14 protein-coding genes are annotated in these 19,411 nt (G+C 56.8%); 11 read left to right on the top strand and 3 right to left on the bottom strand.

Translation table 11 applies throughout. The features are described 5' to 3' along the window. The first annotated feature begins 29 nt into the window (after positions 1-29). Positions 30-926: a hypothetical protein gene (locus BUB22_RS13380; RefSeq protein WP_073115901.1), complete on the top strand. Its 897-nt coding sequence runs from the start codon at positions 30-32 to the stop codon at positions 924-926. Between the two features lie 185 nt (positions 927-1,111). Here BUB22_RS13380 and metK read toward each other — a convergent pair whose 3' ends face one another. Continuing rightward, positions 1,112-2,302 carry a methionine adenosyltransferase gene (gene metK, locus BUB22_RS13375; RefSeq protein ID WP_073115899.1) on the bottom strand — a complete coding sequence of 397 codons (1,191 nt, stop codon included), beginning with the start codon at positions 2,300-2,302 and terminating at the stop codon, positions 1,112-1,114. 267 nt (positions 2,303-2,569) lie between these two features. On the opposite strand from metK, the gene BUB22_RS13370 reads away from it, so the two are divergent. The 8 genes from BUB22_RS13370 to BUB22_RS17140 all read left to right on the top strand — a co-directional run bounded on the left by BUB22_RS13370 (position 2,570) and on the right by BUB22_RS17140 (position 11,471). Next, positions 2,570-4,009: an FISUMP domain-containing protein gene (locus tag BUB22_RS13370; RefSeq protein ID WP_083535549.1), complete on the top strand. Its 1,440-nt coding sequence runs from the start codon at positions 2,570-2,572 to the stop codon at positions 4,007-4,009. Between the two features lie 9 nt (positions 4,010-4,018). Further along, positions 4,019-4,780, top strand: coding sequence for a Nif3-like dinuclear metal center hexameric protein (locus BUB22_RS13365; protein ID WP_073115895.1), 762 nt, complete (start codon positions 4,019-4,021; stop codon positions 4,778-4,780). A 145-nt stretch (positions 4,781-4,925) separates the two neighbouring features. Next, on the top strand, positions 4,926-5,846 hold the full coding sequence (locus tag BUB22_RS13360; protein ID WP_072812183.1) for a M23 family metallopeptidase: 921 nt from the start codon (positions 4,926-4,928) through the stop codon (positions 5,844-5,846). A gap of 72 nt (positions 5,847-5,918) precedes the next feature. Beyond that, complete coding sequence (locus BUB22_RS13355; RefSeq protein WP_139259007.1) at positions 5,919-7,337, top strand: lamin tail domain-containing protein; 1,419 nt, start codon at positions 5,919-5,921, stop codon at positions 7,335-7,337. Positions 7,338-7,389: 52 nt separating this feature from the next. Further along, positions 7,390-8,181 carry a hypothetical protein gene (locus tag BUB22_RS13350; RefSeq protein ID WP_139259006.1) on the top strand — a complete coding sequence of 264 codons (792 nt, stop codon included), beginning with the start codon at positions 7,390-7,392 and terminating at the stop codon, positions 8,179-8,181. 48 nt (positions 8,182-8,229) lie between these two features. Further along, complete coding sequence (locus BUB22_RS13345; protein ID WP_073115886.1) at positions 8,230-9,522, top strand: hypothetical protein; 1,293 nt, start codon at positions 8,230-8,232, stop codon at positions 9,520-9,522. 15 nt (positions 9,523-9,537) lie between these two features. After that, positions 9,538-10,002: a rhodanese-like domain-containing protein gene (locus tag BUB22_RS13340; protein WP_254794753.1), complete on the top strand. Its 465-nt coding sequence runs from the start codon at positions 9,538-9,540 to the stop codon at positions 10,000-10,002. Further along, positions 10,002-11,471: a bifunctional diaminohydroxyphosphoribosylaminopyrimidine deaminase/5-amino-6-(5-phosphoribosylamino)uracil reductase gene (locus tag BUB22_RS17140; protein WP_254794752.1), complete on the top strand. Its 1,470-nt coding sequence runs from the start codon at positions 10,002-10,004 to the stop codon at positions 11,469-11,471. The genes BUB22_RS13340 and BUB22_RS17140 overlap by 1 nt, the downstream gene beginning before the upstream one ends. Positions 11,472-11,496: 25 nt before the next feature. Here BUB22_RS17140 and BUB22_RS13325 read toward each other — a convergent pair whose 3' ends face one another. Beyond that, positions 11,497-15,351: a transglutaminase domain-containing protein gene (locus BUB22_RS13325; protein ID WP_254794751.1), complete on the bottom strand. Its 3,855-nt coding sequence runs from the start codon at positions 15,349-15,351 to the stop codon at positions 11,497-11,499. Positions 15,352-15,725: 374 nt separating this feature from the next. Between BUB22_RS13325 and gap the strand changes: the two genes are divergently transcribed. After that, positions 15,726-16,727 (top strand): type I glyceraldehyde-3-phosphate dehydrogenase, encoded by a 1,002-nt coding sequence (gene gap, locus BUB22_RS13320; RefSeq protein WP_072811949.1) that lies wholly within the window; start codon positions 15,726-15,728, stop codon positions 16,725-16,727. A gap of 789 nt (positions 16,728-17,516) precedes the next feature. Here gap and BUB22_RS13310 read toward each other — a convergent pair. Then, entirely contained in the window at positions 17,517-18,884 is a 1,368-nt protein-coding gene (locus BUB22_RS13310) for a cellulase family glycosylhydrolase (RefSeq protein WP_139259005.1), read from the bottom strand. Between the two features lie 215 nt (positions 18,885-19,099). Here BUB22_RS13310 and BUB22_RS13305 point away from each other — a divergent pair, with 215 nt between their 5' ends. Beyond that, entirely contained in the window at positions 19,100-19,327 is a 228-nt protein-coding gene (locus BUB22_RS13305; RefSeq protein WP_073115878.1) for a hypothetical protein, read from the top strand. Positions 19,328-19,411 lie beyond the last annotated feature (84 nt).

The raw sequence follows: 19,411 nt of genomic DNA, 5'->3' as shown, positions 1-19,411 counted from the left end.
GCACAGTTTTTTTCTAAATTGAGGCCCGTATGTTGAAACATCTTGTTTGGCTGACCTTTTTTCCTCTAATTGCTGTTGTCTTTTTGGCCTGCGGCGATGATAACTCCAGTACCGGCCCCGCCGTGGAACCTTGTCCCGAAAATGCCGTCTGCGACACGACCTACGTGGACAAGGAAGCGTATAGTTTTATCTACTATTCGGGCAAGGGCCGCAAGGATCTCGATACGGTAACGGCCCCGAAAGACGAGATGGAGTGCGAAATCGGTGACGACGACTTTAAATGTGTTTGGACATGGGTCGTTCAGATTTGTCGCGTCATGTATTCATATTCCGGGCAGGAACCTCTTGGCGAAGTAAAAATAGAGGTCGTGGAATCGGAAGATGGTGAACAGCATTTTATTCATCACTATCACTGGACCGAAGTTCGCCTGGATACGACCTATATCAATTACACGAAGAAGCGCCTGATAGACTATATCCCGCCCTACATCGAGACTCCGAAACTGGATGTCGATGAACTGCGGGCGGAATTCGATACGCTGGTGATAGACTTGGACACGCTATACGACGACGGAACGAGATATTATGGACGTGTAGAATATAGTACCCCGTACACCTTTGACGATGTTTATGAGTTGCCGGATGGGATCGGGGCCTACACATCGGTATTCAGCACCGTTGTAGATTCTGCTACGGGTTTAATGTCTTTTGAGATTGAGCCGATTTCGTTTTCTTCCTGTTATCAAACGTACGTCACGAAATACCCGCTGAAACAAAGGAATCGGGACTTCGTCCTTTATGCGTTTCTGGACGAGCCGCTCGAACGCGATACGACCATCACCTGGATGGCGCATTATTCCGATATATACGGCGTCGAGGATTCTCTCGAGATAACGACGCTCTTCACGATGAAAGAAGGCCTGTAGCCAAAAAAGACGGACTAAAGTCCGCCATCACGAAAAAAAGTCACGCCCGGCAAATGCCGGGCGCTTCTCGTAAATTGATTATGACTGATTAAACCTTGGCGGCTTTCTTCGTGAGCCACAAGCGACTCGTCTTTTACGAGTCGTGGTGGCGAGAGCGAGGCTCTACCGGAGGTTCTTTGTCTGTTTTAGAGCCGAGCGGCCTTCTTCAACGCTGCTGCTTTATCCGTCTTTTCCCATGTAAAGCGCTTGCCGGTGCGGCCGAAGTGGCCGAGGGCGGCGGTAGCCACGTAGCCGGGCTTACGCAGGTCGAGCATCTTCTCGATGCCGGCCGGGGAGAGGTCGAAGTTCTTCGCGACGATTTCTTCAATCTTGCGGTCGTCGATCTTGCCGGTACCAAACGTGTTCACGAGCACGGACACGGGCTTGCTGTAACCGATGGCGTAGGCGAGCTGGACTTCGCAACGGTAGGCGAGGCCTGCGGCCACGATGTTCTTGGCTACGTAACGGGCAGCGTATGCTGCACTGCGGTCGACCTTGGAGGGGTCCTTGCCGCTGAACGCGCCACCACCATGACGGCCCATGCCGCCGTAGGTGTCCACGATAATCTTGCGCCCGGTGAGGCCGCAGTCGCCGTGCGGGCCGCCCACGACGAACTTGCCGGTCGGGTTCACGAGGTAGCGGGTATTCTTGTCGAGGAGCTTGGCCGGGATGACCTTCTTGATGAGTTTCTCGATGATTTCCTTTTCGATCACGGCGTGCTTGAGTTCCTTGCCCTTCACGAATTCGTCGTGCTGGGTAGAAATCACGACAGTGTCCACGCGCACGGGCTTGTCGTTCTCGTCGTATTCCACCGTCACCTGGGACTTGGCATCCGGACGGAGCCACTTGATGGCGCCGGATTCGCGGAGTTCCTGGATCTTTTCCATGAGCTTGTGGGCGAGGCTGATCGGGAGGGGCATCAGTTCCGGCGTCTCGTTCACGGCGTAACCGAACATCATGCCCTGGTCACCGGCGCCCTGCTTGTCATCCTTCTTGCCGTCGGCGGCCTTGGCATCCACGCCCTGGGCAATGTCGGGGGACTGCTTGTCCATCGCGACGAGCACGGCGCAGCCCTTGTAGTCGAACTGCAGGTCGGGGTTCACGTAGCCGATATTCTTGATGGTGTTGCGGGCGACTTCCTGGAAATCGACGTTCGCCTTGGTGGTGATTTCGCCGGAAATAACGACGAGGCCCGTGTTCACGAGCGTTTCGCAGGCCACGCGGCTCTTCGGGTCCTGTGCGAGGCAGGCGTCGAGGATGGAATCGGAAATCTGGTCGGCGACCTTGTCGGGGTGGCCCTTGGACACAGATTCAGAGGTAAAAAGATAATGTGCCATTATGGCTCCTTTGTGCTTCCAGCACCGAAAAGAATGTCGCATTTTTGAGCATTCCCAAGCGCTGAAAAAACGGGTTTGAGATTTTTCTATGCATAAATCTACAAAAACGCATAAGGTTTGACAACTCCGGACGGGTGGGGTAGGTTCAATTTGTTGTCATCTCTAGAATTTTTTTGGCGGTTTATCGGCCTTTTGTGCAAAAGGGCCATTTTTGACGTTGTTGTGGAGTCTATTTTGTTACCTTTTTGAATAGGTCTGGGGTAACTCATGTTTTTTCGAATTTTTGCGCTTACCGCATTGGTTTCATCGGGGTTGTTTGTTACAGCCTGTGGTGACGACAATTCCGTTGTACGCGATAACCTTCCGGGGAGTGTGCCGGAAGGGGTTGAATTTGGATCGTTTGTCGATAACCGCGACGGGGAATTCTATGCAACCGTTGTTATAGGTGACCAGGAATGGATGGCCGAGAACCTCCGTTATATCCCGCCGAGGGGAGGGAGCTTCTGTTACGATGACGACCCGAAGAACTGCAAGATGTACGGTCGCCTCTACACCTGGGGCGCCGTCATGGATACTACCGGGGTCACCTGCGACAGCGATGACCCGGAATGCTTCAACTGTGCCGCGAACCGCCGCTGCTACCAATGTGGCATGGGGACCCTCTGCTTTGTCCATACGACGTTCCGGGGTATCTGTCCGGAACACTGGCACGTTCCCTCGCGTGAGGAGTGGCAGCGCCTGCTCGGCCTTTACGCAACCCAGGTAAAGACGAACTATAGCGAATATATGGATTACGAAGGGGTTAGCAATAGTTTCAAGGATATCCGTTCCTGGGATAAAGGGACAAACCTGTACGGATTCTCCGTGATGCCTGCGGGAGTCTGGATCCAGCGCAGGGTCTTTGACGATACTGACGACCCTAACGGCTACATAAAGTGGGATTATTTCGACAAGGGGTCCGAAACCTATTTCTGGACATCCAGCGAAAGACATTTCGAGTATGCAAATGCGGTACGCTTCTACGAGTACGATGTTGTCAATCTCCTTTACGAAGACAAGTACAATGGTTACTCCCTGCGTTGCGTGCGCGATGTGGAACCGGGGAGGGTCTATTCCCTGGATTCTTCCGCTTATAGCGATTTTGACGAGAATACAGCAAAACTGGTCGATCCGCGTGATTCATCCGAATACAGGGTGACTGCAGTAGGGCCGCAATTCTGGCTTGCCCGCAATGTCGATATTGAACCCGAGGTTGGCGAGAGTTCTTGCTACGGAGACAGTACAGAGAATTGCAAAATTTACGGGAAACTCTACGACTGGGAGGCGGCTCAGTCGGTCTGCCCGCCTGGGACGCACCTGCCGTCTTCTGATGAATGGTACTCGATGCGGCAGTATCTAGAAAACCTCAAGGAAGGTTCCTGCTATGTCGCGTCGTGGCTCAGGTCCAGGGATTCGCTCTGGTCCAATTCCAGCTCCGCGCGCGATGACTTTTTCCGGTTTACCGCGAAGCCCGCGGGCTACATGAACGAGGATGGCGTCTACAAGGATAAGGGTGCGGGCGCCTATTTCTGGAGTTCTACGTTGACAGATGGTGCTGTCGGTATGTATCATTTAGGTGATGGCTGCTGTATTGACTTGGGCCAGAAATTTTCTCCCGCGGCTCAGGCCTCCGTCCGGTGTGTCGTGGATGCTTACAAGGACGATTAGCGAGGTCTCATGCGAATTTCTGATTTTTCCGGCTGGCTGAACGACCTTCTTGAACCGCACGCGTTCAAGGACTACTGTGTGGATGGACTCTGCGTGGAGGCGTCCGACAAGGTGACCCGCGTCGTGACGGGAGTATCCTTCCGTGACAGGCTTATCGATGCGGCAATCGAGGAACATGCGGACTGCATTATCGTCCACCACCCGAACGGGTTCTGGCAGGGCGAGAACCGCGTGCTCGTGGGCAAGTTCGGCGAGCGCATGCGCCGCCTGATGCAAAACGGCATCTCGCTTTACGGCTACCACCTGCCGCTCGACGGCCACATGGAAATCGGGAACAACGTGCTTATAGCCCGTGCGCTCGGCCTGGAAAAGATTGACGGTTTCATGCGCGAGGGCGAACGCACCGTGGGCGTCGTGGGGGAGTTTGCCGAGCCGGTTTCGCGCGAGGGCTTTGTGGATCTTGCCTGCGGAGTTTTCGAGCACGGGGTTCAGCATAGTCTCCTGCACGGTAGCGAGATGGTACGGAAGGTTGCCATCTGCAGCGGCTCCGGCGCAAGCGGCATCGAGGAGGCCAAGTCCCTCGGTTGCGATACGTTTGTCACAGGCGAAATCAAGGAGGCCGTGCCCATCGCCGTGGAAGAACTCGGGTTCAACCTGGTTTCTGCAGGGCACCACCGTACCGAGATTTTCGGCGTGCGAGCCCTTGCCCAGAAAATCGAGAACGACCTCAAGATACCCGCCAGGTTCGAGGATATCGACAACCCGGTCTAGTGAACAGTGCCGCCCGCGTGGCGGCCTCTTACTTTTTTCTTATTTTGGTGCCGTTTTTTGCGAAATTTAAGCAAAAATGCGGATTTTACAATATAATAGAGGTTTTTACTTTTCTTTTTAGGGGTGTTTTTCTATCTTCTTGCCCGTGAAATTCGTAAAGGCCAACATCCATTACCAGAATTCATCGAAGTCGGTGACCCTCAATTTGCCGGAATTCCTTTTCCGCGGGCACTGGGCGGTCCGCGCCTTCGTCGTCGTTGGCCTCCTCCTTCTCGTAGTCCAGTTTTCCGCTACCTTCGTGCACGATGCCGTGCTGAAGCATGTCATCAAGTCGCGCCAGTACCTTGACCGCCAGATGGTGCAGATCGAGGGTACGCTCGACTATCTGGACGGGACTTCCGGCGTATTTTTCAAGGACGAACAGCGCGTGCATTCCAAGTTCGCGCTTACCCCGCCCGATGCTCAGGCCCGTGAACTGGGAACCGGTGGCTTTATCGGCCCCGAGTCGCTCCTGGTGCGCGGGACCTCCCCGGTATTTGAACGCATGGCGCTCCTTCGCGAGAATGCAGCGCGCATCCAGAACAAGCTCGACATGAATAACGCCGCGTTCTCCTCGCTCTCCGAATACGTGGGGCAGCAGCAGTCCCGCTGGCGTTATATACCTTCTATCGCTCCCACGCGAGGCAGGCTCGGTTCCGGGTTCGGCCCGCGCGTCCACCCGGTAACCGGCGAAGTCGGCCGCATGCACCAGGGTGTGGATATTGCGAACGAGCGCTGGACCCCGATTTTTGCGACGGCGGACGGCGTGGTGGAAAACGCCATGTACAATCCGTCGTTCGGTAACTTTGTGGCGATAAGCCACGGAAACGGGATTCGTACCCGTTATGGTCACATGCAGATGCTCCTCGTCAAGCCAGGACAGCTGGTCCACCGCTACGAGATCATCGGCTATATGGGTTCTACCGGCATGTCTACCGGCTCGCACCTCCACTACGAGGTCTGGGTCGGCGACCGTCCTGTAAACCCCGTTGCCTATATTCTTCCAGGCGACTACTCGGTCGACTGATATCCTGGCTTGCTCCAGTTAGGTGGCGTTCCTTCGGGACGGCGGGCGGGATAAACCCCTTCGGGGGACTACATGAAATTATTGCCCTGGCTTGCGGTAACCATTCCCGCATGCCCAATGCTCGTGGAGGTGTTTCCGGACCCGACGGACGTACCTGACCAGGACGGGGAGTTTGTCGAGGTGCGCCTGGATGCTACGTTCCGGGCGGACACGTTAACGCTGTTCATGGACGGGAAGGCGGCTGTCCGGGTGCCGTACCCGGAGGGGAACCGCCTGGTGCTGGTACACGACAGCGCGTTTTGCCCCGTGCGGGAGAATGTCGCCTGCGCGGTATTCAAGGAATCGCTCCCGAATTCGCGGGAAAGTCTGTGGAAACTCGAGGCGGGCACGTGCACGGATTCCGTGCTGGTGCCGGCCTCGAAGGCGGGGAAGGCGTTCCAGAGGCGCGGCGGGACCGACGACTGGGAGTTTACCGCCGCCACGCCGGGTTTCGCGAATGCAGGTTACGAGCAGGGAATCGCAGACTGTGGGATTGGCGCACTGCGGATCGTGCCTGGGGAGGTTTCCGCGGGTGTGTTTGAATTCCGGGTGGAGGGAGTTCTCGATGGTTGCGACAGTGCGCAGGTTCATGCGGGCTGGCTCGACCTGATGGCGGGTGTAGCGCAATCCGGACGGCTCGATACGCTCGCCGTTTCGGGCCGGTTCGGATTCGGGTTTACCGCCCGAGGGAGCGTGCTGCTGCAGGTCTCGCTCCCGGAAGACGAGTACCCGCTGAATGACAAAATCGATACGCTTCTCGTGGTACCGGGCAAGGCCCCGCTCGTGATATCGGAGGTGCACCACTGCCCGCAGGAGCCCGTTCCCGAGTGGGTGGAGGTGTTCAACGCGTCGCGCTCGGCGGTGCCGCTGTCGCAGGTGGGTTTCTGCGGCAGGGGCGCTACGCTGGGCGGTAGCGGGGATTCCCTATACCCCCTGCAGGCGCTTCTCGTGACGCGAGATTCGCTCGAGTTGAGGAGGCAGGTCGGGTTTCCCGACGTGCGGATTGCGCAGGTGGCGCTTGGGTACCTGAACAACACCGGCGGGTCGCTCGCCCTGTGTTACGGAGGGCAGGTTATAGACTCGGTTAGCTGGGGCAAGGGGACTGCGGTCTGCCCCGCGGGTTTCAGCCCGCTTTCGGGTGCTACCGACGATTCGCCCGGGTTTGTGCGCAAGGCGGGCAAAAAGACGGAGGCCCCGTTCACGCTGACGCTTTCCAGCCGGGTAGTGCGTGCGCGCGGCGTACCCCTGCGGGTTCGGGTCGAGGGGGAGGGCGAGGTGAAGGTGCGCCTGCTCGATTCGGCTAGCAGGGAGGTGTGGAACGCCGTCGCGCAGGCGAATTCCCCGCAGTGGATGGACGTACCCGTGCAAAGCCTGGGGAGCCGCGGCGTGAACTACGTGGCGGCGAGGCAGGGCGATTATGAAAAGGTGGTGGGAATTGTACTGCGTCCTTAGTTTGTCTAAAATCGCGGGCCGTTTAGTTCAGGGCCGTTTAATCGCGCGCGGCTTGATCCCGTGTTGTCAAAACTCCTGTCTTGAACTGCGTCGCCTTGCCGCCATCATCTTCCTTGTTGGCTTTCTTTCGGGCTTTATCTCGCAGGCCTTCTGCTTCGATGCTCCTGTCGCCTTTGTCGGCGACTTCGGTTGCGCTCCCGAGGGGCTTCCGGGCTGGAACTCCACTCCGGCGCGCAGGGCAGCTCCCGCTTTCGGCATCTCGGGGTACATGCGTTCGGATTCTCCCGAGGAATGGGTGCTCTCCGCTGCAGGGGAATGGGGCAACCCGCATTACCGTGTCGCGTTCCTTTACAGCTACTACGCGCTCGATTCCCTGTTCCGCGAGTCGGGGGCGTCCATCGAGGCGTCGTTTTCCCGCTGGTTCCTTGTGGCGGGTCTCGGGTTCGGCGGTATAACGCAGTGGGTTCCGGGCGATGCCGCCTGGCTCCGCTACAGGCTCAAGTTCGGAATCTCCGCGCAGGCGAGGGGCTTCACGCTTGCTTCCTGGTGGCAGGGCTTTACTGACGAATGGCGGGAGTACCCGCGTGCGGGCGTGTTCTGGGACGCCTCGCAATCCTTCCGTGCCTATGTCGCGACGGACATGCAGGCTGTTTTCGTCGGCACAAGCCTCCGCTTTGCGTGGGGGAGTATCGAAACCTCGTACAGTTTTCCGGGCTTTTCGCTTGCGTTCGGGATTTCGTTCGCCTTCTCCGGGTATGGAATCGGGGCAAAATACGGTACGGGCGGCGCTCTTGGCCCGTGGGAAGGGCTCTGGGTGTCCAAATCGCTAAAAAAGGGAACTTAATTACAGGAATAGATGTTCCCAGCGCGATATTTTGTTTATCTTGTAGGTATGGATTCTGCGATTTCCGTTGCCGGACTCGGAATAAACTGGGTCATTGTGCTAGCCTTTACGTGCGTCATCCTTTTGGTGGCGTGCTGCATTTTCGTGTTCCTGCTGCGCGAGGGCATTCACAAGCAGAGGCTTTACGACAAGTTCCAGGGTAGTGTCAACGAGTTTATTGTCGTGCTGTCGCGCAGGCTCGAGTTCCTGTACGGGCTTCCGATGTACACGTCCGACCCGCTGTTCGCGAGGCTCTCTTCGGGCAATATTTTCCAGGACTTGCTTCGCTCGAAGGACTGGTCCCGAATGAAGCTGTACTTTGACGAGGTGGAAAAACACCAGAACATGTCGTTTGTATTTTCCGTGGAAATAGACCCGACAAATGCGAATTCCGACCAGAGCCGTGTGCAGTGGTACGAAATGAAGACGGTGCTCGATTATGTATCCGTGCAGGAATACCGCTACATCTGCTTTATCAAGAACTTTACCCGCGAAAACGAGAACAGGAAGGAACGCGAGCGCATCCAGGTGCGGCTCGATAACCTGTTGCAGAATACCGGCGACTTCCTCTGGAATTTTGAGGTCGATGACCGAAGGTTCAGGCTCCTTACCCCGCTTATGGACGAGGAACATCGCGTTATCCCGCAATCTACGGGCTATGTGGATATCCGCAAGATGATGCCGGAATCCGACTACAACCTTCTCGATTCCGTGGTGAATGCGCGCGTCAAGGATTTCCATACCTACGGTTCCAGGGGCGATCCGTTCGAGACAATCAAGCTGCGTCTGTATGGTGCCGACAGGGCTATGGTATGGTACTGCTTCCGCTGCAGGCTCGTAAACGACGAGGACAACCGCCTTGTGCTGCAGGGCTCGGCACGCCGCATGGATATGGTACTCGACAACCCTGTTTCGGACGATGACGACAAGGAAGCCATGCTTTCGGCGGTGCTCTCGTTCCCCGATGTGCGCGTGCTGTGGGCTGACAGGAACTTTACCATCCAGGGTTGCAACCAGGCTTTTGCGACCGACTTCCAGATTGTGAACCCGAAGGACATTTACGGGAAGAACTTGGATGCGGTTCTTACGAGCAGAATCCTGCCGCACGTGTCGAAAATCTTTTCGGAAGTGTTCGATACCGGAAGGAGCGTTGCCTGGAAGGGCGGGTTCTTGAAGGAAAATAGCCTGCTTATGTTCAACGCCGTTCCGCTCAAGTCGAAGGACAATGTGCTCCATTCCGTTTTGGGCGTGTACATAGTGCTTGACAAGAGCGACTTTGTAGAAGACGAAGAAAACGTTTAATCAAAAGGAGATATTGTGAAAAAGTTATTCGGTCTTGTGATTTGTTCTGCGTTTATGCTTTGTGCCTGCAACGAAGCGAATGCCGAGAAGTCTGCAACAGCGAAGGGAGCCCCCGCCGCACAGCCCGCGGCTGCGGTCGCGGCACCCAAGCCTGCGGAATCTGCTCCGGCTCCGGAAGCCCCGAAGGCGCAGATTACCAACATCGACTGGGCGAAGGCTCTCGAGATGCAGAAGGCCGGTGGCGTGCTGATTGACGTGCGCACTCCGGGCGAGGTCGCCGAGGGTACTGCCCCGGGTTCCATCAACATTCCGCTCCAGGAAGCCGAACAGCGCCTGGGCGAGTTCCCGAAGGACAAGGACCTGCTTATCTTCTGCCGTAGCGGCAAGCGCAGCATGGCTGTTTCGAACATCCTTATCCAGAACGGGTACGAGCGCGTGTTCAACGTGGTCGGTGGCTTCATGGCCTTCCCGAAGAACTAGTGAACTACCTACAGCTCGCACTTGAAGAATCGTTTTTCTCCATCGGGGTTAGCCGTCCTAATCCTGCTGTGGGGGCTGTTGTCGTTAAAGACGGGATTGTGGTGGGGAAGGGGCGTACGCAGTGCCCCGGGAGCGCCCATGCCGAAGTGATGGCGCTGCGTGACGCGGGCGAACTCGCCCGCGGCGCGGCCATATACGTGACGCTCGAGCCCTGTTGCCACTATGGCCGCACGCCCCCCTGCACCAAGGCAATCATCGATGCAGGCATCAAGGAAGTTTATTTCGCGCACGCCGACCCGAATCCGGTAGTGCGCGGCAACAGCCGCAAGGTTCTCGAGGAGGCGGGAGTCCACGTTTTCGAGGGTGTTGAAGCCTGCATTGCCGCTTCTTTCGAGGAGGCGGATGAAGGCGATTGCGGGAGCGGCTGTCGCGTGTTCGGGTACGATGCTTCCGGGCGTGCTGCCGGCAATCCCGTGCCTATTTCGGGTGCTGGGAGTGCAGGTTCTTTCTCGGGTGTCGGGTATGCTGGGCCAATCTCCGGTGTCGGGATGCGCGCGCCTAATTCGGGTGCCGGGAATGTTGGTTCTATTTCGGGTGGCGGGATGCGCGCGCCTTCAGAAGCAGAAATCGAGGGGCGCAGCGTATTTGCAGAAATCGAGCGCTACTTCGAGGCGTATGATTACTTTGTGCGCAACAAGATGACGTTTGTCGAAGTAAAGTGCGCCGTGTCGGAATCGGGATTCATGGGGGTCGCACGGCCCGATGGGTCGCATGCCCCGCTTTGCATAACGGGTCAGGGTGCGAACTGCTGGAACCATGAACTGCGCGCGATGAGCGATGCGATTCTCGTGGGTGCCGGGACGCTCCTTGCGGACAATCCCTCGCTTGATGTGCGGTATGCCCGCGGGAACAATCCTGTGAAGGTCCTCTGGGCGGGTCACCGCGTGTTTGGCGCTGAGGATGTTCGCGCGTTGAAGTTTTTCAATGCGCCGGATTGCCTTCTTGATAGGAATGGCACAAATTGTGCAGAGGGCAAAACTGTGGCTGATTGCGCCGCGAGCGATAAACGTTCACTTGTATTTTCCCTTGTGGAACAGCCTGCAGTTGCATCGCTCCCGCATGTCGAGGTCGTGCACCTGGGCGCGGGTGACTTTGTTGCCTGCTGGCGTGAGATGCTTGCGGAACTTTCCCGCCGCGGGATGCACCGCCTGATGGTTGAACCCGGCGCGACGCTCGCGCATCTCCTTTTTGAAAATCCTGCCGACGACGCACTTGATGGTGCCGGCAACGCGCCCGAAAATCGCCCCCTCTGGAACCGCCTCGACCTGTGGCATTCTACGGACCCGCGTGTCGAGGAAGTTCTAGATGGCGGTGCCCCGCTTTCCTTTCTCGGAGTCCCCTCGGGTGCAATTGCCCGCGAGTCGGCAATGCTTGGCCCCGACGTGCTGACCGTCTATTACCCGGGATAACGTTATCCCGCGGGCATCTCGCCATCTATTTCACAATCACCATCGGGCTCGTTTCGCTCAGCAGGTAGTCCCATTCCTCGCGAATCTTGTTGTATTCGCTCGGGTCGGCGTACAGCGCGAACGTCGTCCACTTGATGGAGGATTGCGCCCCGGCGTTTACGCCCTTCTCGAAGCTCACGTAGTCTGTGTCGCGGGCGAGTGCCTTCGGGCCGACCACGTTCACGCTCTTGCCATCGGCAGCCTTCACGGTGAGACTGTAGCTAAACTGCGTCTCGTGCGGCATGCGGATGGGGTGGTGGCGCTTTGCGACCTTGGGCATCTTGAACAGGCTGCGCTCCCACACGTTGGGGAACCGCCCTTTCATTTCGCCGCCCTGCCCGAAGTACGCCTTGGACCCGTAGGTGGTAATGAGAACGAGAGGCTTGTTGAACTCGTCGAGGTTCTTGATTTCGACCTTCGAGATGTTCACGTCGGGTACGCCCTGCGCCATGAAGTCTTCCATGAGCTTCTCCTGCTCCTTGACTTCGCGCCCGTAGAACTTGTTGCGGATGGCGCTTGCGAACTTGCCTTCCAGCGTCACGGAATCGCGGAACTCGCAGGTGCCGTCGTTCCCGATAAAGAGCCTGTGGTCAATCGCAATCTTGTGTTCCTGGTTGTCTTCGAGTATTGGCGTCTGCGTCACGCGGCTGTTCTCGCCGTCGATGATGAGGGCCACCTTGCCTTCCATGTCGAGCGGCACGGGGCGGTCGTTGCCCGTCTTGTCGGTCGCGTCAATCCACATCTCGCTTATGCGGTCCTGCTTGGGCACGTAGAGAATCATGTGGTTGAACTGCTGGATGGTCGGCAGCTGCGAGAAGCCTTCTTCCGTGAGGTGGATTGCGGTGAGGTAGCTCTTGACGCCGATGGTCGCGAGCATTTCTTTAAGCAATAGAGCCATGTCCTTGCAGTCGCCACGACGCTCCTTGAGCGTCACTTCGGCGGTCTGCGGGATAAGGCTGTGGCCGCCGAAGCGGATATCGCGGTAGCGGATATCGTGGCGCACGAAGTTCGCGATTGCCTTCACGGCCTCGTTCCCAATCTTGTTGCCCTTCACTTCGAACGCCTTCTCGCGCACGCTCACCGCCTGCTTGAACTGGTGCTTGATGAGGTTCTGGTAGTCTTCGCCGACCTCCTTCCACTGCTGCTTGCCAGTGAGCATCAGGCCTGCTCCAAAATCGCGGTACACGGGCATGTAGAGTTCCTTGCGCGTAACGACCGGGCTCTCGATTTTCCATTCGCGCCCGCCCTTGATGTTCTCGCGCTCGAGCGGTCCGTACTCCTCGGTGGTGAAAGCGTTCGTGTCGGCGTACACGCGGAATATGGACTGGCCCACGGGAACGTCCTTGCTGCTCACGAAGTCGGTGTAGGGAATCATGCCCTTCGCCTCGATGGCAGTGCGGCTGAACTGCAGATAAATGAAGTCGCCCGGCGCGAGTTCCGAGAGCGGGAAGTGCGCCATCTGGCTTTCGTTCTTGCCGCCGATTTCGGTCGCGTAGGTGATGTAGGCGCCGTTCAGGCTAGCCTTCTGCTTCAGGTTCCAGTTGCTGTCGTACACTTCGAGCGCGTTGAGGAATATGCGGTCGTACCCCGGCAGAAAATCGAAGGTGAACTCGCGGTAGATGGCTGCACCGCGCACGTCGAGGATTTCCATGAGCATTTCCTCGCTCCTGCTCCACGGCTGGTTCTTTTCGGCCTTCAGGCATTCCTTGCGGTAGTGCACCACGGCGGGGAAGTCTCCCTCGATTGCTTCCTGCTTGGCCTTCGCGCTCAGCAGGCTCTTGATATTCGCGGTACGTTCTTCTACCGGCGTGATGGGCTTCTGCAGCGTGCGGTTGTCGGCCTTCCCGAGGAACGCCTTGGTTGCGCTGAGGAAGCTCTTCGCATCTTCGTTGTCGGCCTTGAGCGAGAGCGCCTTGGTGAGCGCCTTTTCGGCGTCGCGGTAGTTGTGGCTGTAGAAGAGGATTTTACCGTGCATGGTCCACAGCTTGTAATCGTTCTTTTCCTTCTGGAGGGTCTCTTCGCTGATGGCGCGGGCTTCCTCGTAGCGGCCCAGGAACATGAGGGCGTCCATGAGGGTTTCACCCAAATCCTTGCTCATCCCGAACCGGCCTCGTACCCCATATAATATTTCGACGGCTTCGGCGTACTGGTCGAGGCCCATGTAGGTTTTCGCGAGGTACACGCCCAGGCGGCTGCTCGGCTGCGTGTCATAGAGGCGCTGCACCACCACGAGCGACTGGTGGCGCTGTCCGAGTCCCCAGAGCGCGTCGGAGAGGTTGATGACGTATTCTGGATTGTTCGGCGTGAACTGGAGCGCCGCTTCCGCACATTCGCGGGCGTGGCTGTAGTCGAACAGCACCTCGTACATTTCTCCGAGAATCGAGAGGAGTTTCCCGTTCTTGCGCACCAACGGCATTTGGCTTGTAAAGTAGGCGATGCCCGGGCCGTAGAGTTCCTTCATCTGGTAGATGAACCCGCAGTTCACGAGGTAGAGCGGTTCCTCGGGGTCCATCTTGTTCGCGCGTTCGAAGTAGCTGAGCGCCACGAGCGGCTGGTCTTCCACAAGTCGGAGGATGCCCACCTGGTTCATGACGGCGGCATTGAACTTGTTCTGCTTCTTGGTGCTTTCGGCGTCGGTCGCCTGCGCGGGCTTGGCCCCCACGGAGAGCCCTTCGATGGCGTTGTCTATCGCCTTCGCGTATTTCTTCTGCGTCGCGCCCTGCGTCCAGGCCGCAATCAGGATTCCTCGGCCGTTCTCGTAGAAGAACCGTCCCTTGTAGGCGAAATCGAAATTCCCGACCATGTGGGTGAGCGTGAATTCCTGGGCGTAGCGGTCGCCGACTTTCGTACGGCGTGCATCGAGCGTGCGGTTGTTCGGGTCCACGCCCAGGCGGGTGAGGAGCACCTTGAACATATCCTGCTGGTTAATCACGTCGGGCGGGAGGATGGCGCCATATACAAATAGCGAGACTTCCTCGGAATTGTCGGTGAGCACCAGGTCGGGGTCGTTGTTCTGCTTCGCGATGCCGTTCCAGAAATGCCAAAGCGTGTCCTTTGTGCTCCAGGTGTAGCCGAGCGCTGCGGAAGTGTGGCTCTGGATGCGTTCCGGAGAGAGTTCCGGGCCCTGTTCCTCGGCGATTTCGTTGAGGGTGAACCCCTTGAAGAATTCCCTCCATTCCTCCTTGAGCATGTCCTTTCCGGGCACGTTGTCGGTTGCGGTAAGCGTGAGGGTATAGACGCTGCGTCCGTTGCCCGTGACCATGCCCACTGCCTCGTACGGGGTCTCGTAGCGCTTGCCCGCGATGTCGAAGAACGCGCCGGTCGTCCCGAACGCCTCTTCGGGATTGAGCTCGCTCAAGGTCGCCTTCTTGCCGCTAGATTCCAGGCTCTGCATTTCCATGCGGGCGCGGTCCATGAGGTTCATGGGCTCGCCTTCGTCGAGCGCTACCTCGCGTAGCACCGCGCGCCTGCCCGAATTCGCGTTGTAGAACTCGTAGGGGGCTCCGTCCTCGCCGCCGATGACCGTCCAGTCGCCGCCCGGGAACTTGAAGCTGAAGCCCGCATTGCCTATTGTGCCGTCCGGGTTGCGAACCGCGCTTGCTTTCGCGCCCGAGCCCGTCGAAGCGCTCTGGTCGCTGTAGTCGTAATAGTTTTGGGCCGCGGTAGCGGGGGCGCCGCTCTCGTCGGCCTTCGGTTCCGGGTTGGTCAACGGGTCGCCGTTTCCGGCGCAAGAAACCAGGGATGCGAAAAGGAACAGCGCAAACAGGCCCGCACTCTGCTGTGCGAGGCGGCCGCGAAGACCGGCCACACGGGTAAATCTTTTAGACGTAGGAATCATCATGAGAGCAAAGATACAAAAACGAATTGCTCCCGCCCTGCTTTGCTTAGTCCCAAGTGGAATATGGTATTTTATTGGTAAAAAAATGTTAAGAAAATAGTCCCTGAGAGGCATCTCCATTTATAACCTTCTTGATGCTTTTGGCCGTCGTCATGAGCGTGTTTTTCCCGAAATCAGCAGTAGGGGCAACCGCCCCTGCCGGTCGGGGAGGGGCAAAGCGGGGGAGTCCGTGCTCCCTTAATCACTAAATATCGGTCTTTTGTCTTTTTTTTACTCCAGAACTACACAAAGACCTCCATTTTTTGTATCTTTGACGCCAGCAAAGCACCACCCTAAAGGTGGCTAGCAATTTCAACAATAAACAAAAGGATCCAATAATGGCTCTCAAACTCGGTATCAATGGTTTCGGCCGCATCGGCCGTATGGTGTTCCGCGCTGCTGTGGAAAACTTCTCCAAGGACATTCAGGTTGTCGGTATCAACGACCTTCTCGACGTTGACTACCTCGCTTACATGCTGAAGTACGACTCCGTGCACGGCGCTTTCAAGCACGACGTGTCTTTCGAAGGCAACTTCCTCATCGTCGATGGCAACAAGATTCAGGTGTTCGCCGAAAAGGATCCGTCCAACATCACTTGGGGTGCCCTCGGTGTTGACGTTGTCGTGGAATCCACTGGCTTCTTCCTGACCGACGAACTCGCCCGCGCCCACATCAAGGCCGGTGCCAAGAAGGTCATCATGTCCGCTCCGTCCAAGGACGCTACCCCGATGTTCGTTTACGGTGTGAACCACCAGACCTACGCCGGCCAGGACATCATCTCCAACGCTTCCTGCACCACCAACTGCCTCGCCCCGATGTCCAAGGTCCTCAACGACAAGTTCGGCATCAAGCGCGGCCTCATGACCACCGTCCACGCTGCTACTGCTACGCAGAAGACCGTCGACGGCCCGTCCAAGAAGGACTGGCGCGGTGGCCGTGGCATCCTCGAAAACATCATCCCGTCTTCTACGGGTGCTGCCAAGGCCGTGGGCAAGGTTCTCCCGCAGCTCAACGGTAAGCTCACCGGTATGAGCCTCCGCGTTCCGACCTCCGACGTTTCCTTCGTTGACCTCACTGCCGAACTCGAAAAGCCGGCTACCTACGAAGAAATCTGCAAGGCCATGAAGGAAGCTTCTGAAGGCGAACTCAAGGGCATCCTCGGTTACACCGACGAAGCTCTCGTCTCTACCGACTTCCGCAACGACGCTCGCACTTCCATCTTCGACGTCAAGGCTGGCATCCAGCTCGACCCGACCTTCGTGAAGGTTTGCGCCTGGTACGATAACGAATGGGGCTACAGCAACAAGGTTTGCGAAATGGCCCGCGTCATCACCAAGTAATTGATTTCTGCAAAGCGCTAGTGGCGCGGACGTAACCGCCTTCGGGCAACCTGATTTCCGCGCCTCCGCTTGAAACTTTTACAAGAAGCCCTGCTCAATCGAGCGGGGTTCTCTTTTTAAGACCGCTCGTTCGTCGTTTAGGGTGTCGAGACCTCCGGTTTCTCATTCGCTCCCACCTAAAGGTGGCCATGTACACTAAGGCAACAAGTTGCCAAGTGTCCAAAGGTCGCAACCGCCCTCGGTTAACGCCCGAGGGCTTTGTTTGCTCACGAATCGACCGCTCGTTCGTCAGACGGTGCGAATGTCGCGTTTTGGGTGGTGCAAATGCTGCTTTTGGGCGGTGCAAATGCTGCTTTTGGGCGAAATAGCAGACTAAATGGGGCTTTTGTCGCTGTTAGGTCTGTAAGATTTTGTACAAATTAAACGTTTTTTGGCGAAAAATATGCTTTTTGCTCCCGAAAATGAACTTTTGAGGATGCTTTCGGGAGCAAAAGTCCTGAAAAATGCCTGAAATAGTACGAATAAACTAAAAATCAGCAGACCAAATGCCGCTTGGAAGGCTGTTTGGTCTGTAAAAATGCGAATCATTTGCAAATTGCCTTCGAAGAGCCCGCAACAAGCCCGCACCCCGCAAAAAGCCCGCTTCGCGCACCCCGCACCCCGCATCCCTCGCTTCCCGCAATAAGCGCCCTGCAATAAGCCCGCTTTGCGCCCTCCCTAGTCTCATACAAAAATCCCGAGGGCCGCAGCCCCCGGGACTTCTCTCTCTTTTGGTGTAACTCTTCTGGCTTAGCGCATCTGGAAGCGGACCTGCGCGAGGTTCGCGCCCTGCTGCACGCGCACAAGGTAGCTGCCCGCGGGGAGCGTTCCGAGTGCGATGCTGTGACTGCCGGAACCGAGCTGCTTGCTCATCTGCACGCGGGTATTGCCGAGCATGTCGAACACCTGGATGTTCGCTACACCGCTGGCCGTGCTCGTGAACGAGAGCGTTCCGTTCTGGACTGAGGCGTTGAAGCGGTCGCTGCTTGCATAGGACGGGATGGCGGTAATCGCGGAGGAGGAACTGCTTTCAGGTTCGGGCTCATTGGCCTTGCAGGCAGTGTAACTCGTGGGGTTCGTGGCGAGGTAGCCCTTCACCAGGTTGCCCGAAGTGGTGTACTGCAGCGAGGTCTTGCTGGAGCCGTTCTGGAAAGCTGCCGTTCCTTCGGAAATATAGGATGCCGACCAGTTTGCCCAGGAGAGCTTGTGTTTGTTCATGTAGTCCTGCCAGCTCTTGTTGCGGCTCTGGTCGGGATTTCCGTTACCATCTGAGTTGGCGGTGCCCCATTCCGAGACGAATACGGAGAGGCCCGCGTTCATGGCCTTTTCGCCCTTGGAACCTTCACTTTCTCCACCCCAGTCGTAGTTGCCGCTCCAGTTATGGGAATTTGCATAGTAGTGCAGGGTGTAGGCCGTATTCTTCTTGCTGTCGTTCACCTCGTTGCCAATGGCGTCACTGGGGTTCTGGTCCCAGGAGGGGTTGCCCACGAGCACCAGGTTGTCGGAATACTGGCGGATTACCTGGATGACCTGGTTCGCGTAGTTCTTCACTTCGCTCCAAGAAATCTGCTGCGGCTCGTTATAGACTTCAAAAATCACGTTGTCGTACTGGCCGTAGGTTTCTGCCATTTCCTTGAAGAAGTTCTTGGCGGCGTCGGTCTGCTTGTGGGCCTCGTGTGAGTGCCAGTCGATAATCACGTAGATGTCGTTCTTGATGGCGGCCTCGACGACGGTCTTCACCAGGTTCTTCTGGGTGTTTGGGTCGCTCGCGTAACCCTTGTAGCCGCCCTGCCAGTCTTCGTTGCCGGTTGCCATGGCGGCGCGCACAATCTGGATGTTCATGTCGCGGACCATGGTAGAAACACCTTCTTCGCTCCAGAATTCGACGGCCTGGGGCATAAGGCTCCAGTAGAGGCTCATGCCGCGCACCTGCACTTCGGCGCCATCCTTGACGCCTTCGCAGCTGCCGTAGATCTGGCCTTTGCCGCTAGAGTTCTTGCCTGTCATGAGCTGGCCGTACTGGCTCACGGGGCCCACGCGGGTGGGGGTGATTTGCGCGAATGCGGTTGTGGCCAGCGATGCCGCCAGAGCCAGGGATGCCGCCGTTGTGAATCTCATAATACCTCCATACACTGCCTAGGCAATGTAAAAACGTTTATACACTTTTCTTAATCTATATTCAAATTTCGCCATTTTTACGCTTTTAGGCGTATTTCGTGTTTACATCGGCAACCATTTGTGAGTATGGTCACTCATAATGGGAATTATTGCCGCATTTTTAATGCTAAAAGGGTGTTTTTTTTATTATTTTATCTCATACAAAAGGCTTCTCGATGTCGCTCTATATAACTGTCAATACGCTCTGCGCTGTCATCATGATTATCCTCATGTTCATGGTTAAGCGTGGCGTGATGCACGAGTCCGACCAGAAGACGTTTTTTAACCTCTGCCTCCATTCGCTGCTCCTTTTTTCGTTCGACATTCTCTGGGTAGTGCTGGACGGGACTTCGTTTTCCCACGGCCCGCTGATAAACAAGATTGTAAACGCCGTGGATTTGTAGGTTTTTTAATAGTGGGTTCATGAACAACCATATTCATTACCGGTTAAGTTAAAATATATCCTTTTTTCTTGTTAAGTGGTATAC

Origin of the sequence: Fibrobacter sp. UWCM (assembly GCF_900129735.1) — a bacterium.
GTDB lineage: Bacteria > Fibrobacterota > Fibrobacteria > Fibrobacterales > Fibrobacteraceae > Fibrobacter.
The sequence above is the reverse complement of the archived record's forward strand: the minus strand, read 5'-3'. Positions and strand labels throughout refer to the sequence as shown.

Coding starts and splice junctions, on each gene's coding strand:
- metK (WP_073115899.1), bottom strand. CDS start 2,302: ATGGCACATTATCTTTTTACCTCTGAATCTGTGTCCAAGGGCCACCCC.
- BUB22_RS13355 (WP_139259007.1), top strand. CDS start 5,919: ATGAAATTATTGCCCTGGCTTGCGGTAACCATTCCCGCATGCCCAATG.
- BUB22_RS13365 (WP_073115895.1), top strand. CDS start 4,019: ATGCGAATTTCTGATTTTTCCGGCTGGCTGAACGACCTTCTTGAACCG.
- BUB22_RS13380 (WP_073115901.1), top strand. CDS start 30: ATGTTGAAACATCTTGTTTGGCTGACCTTTTTTCCTCTAATTGCTGTT.
- BUB22_RS13310 (WP_139259005.1), bottom strand. CDS start 18,884: ATGAGATTCACAACGGCGGCATCCCTGGCTCTGGCGGCATCGCTGGCC.
- gap (WP_072811949.1), top strand. CDS start 15,726: ATGGCTCTCAAACTCGGTATCAATGGTTTCGGCCGCATCGGCCGTATG.
- BUB22_RS13345 (WP_073115886.1), top strand. CDS start 8,230: ATGGATTCTGCGATTTCCGTTGCCGGACTCGGAATAAACTGGGTCATT.
- BUB22_RS13325 (WP_254794751.1), bottom strand. CDS start 15,351: ATGATGATTCCTACGTCTAAAAGATTTACCCGTGTGGCCGGTCTTCGC.
- BUB22_RS13370 (WP_083535549.1), top strand. CDS start 2,570: ATGTTTTTTCGAATTTTTGCGCTTACCGCATTGGTTTCATCGGGGTTG.
- BUB22_RS13305 (WP_073115878.1), top strand. CDS start 19,100: ATGTCGCTCTATATAACTGTCAATACGCTCTGCGCTGTCATCATGATT.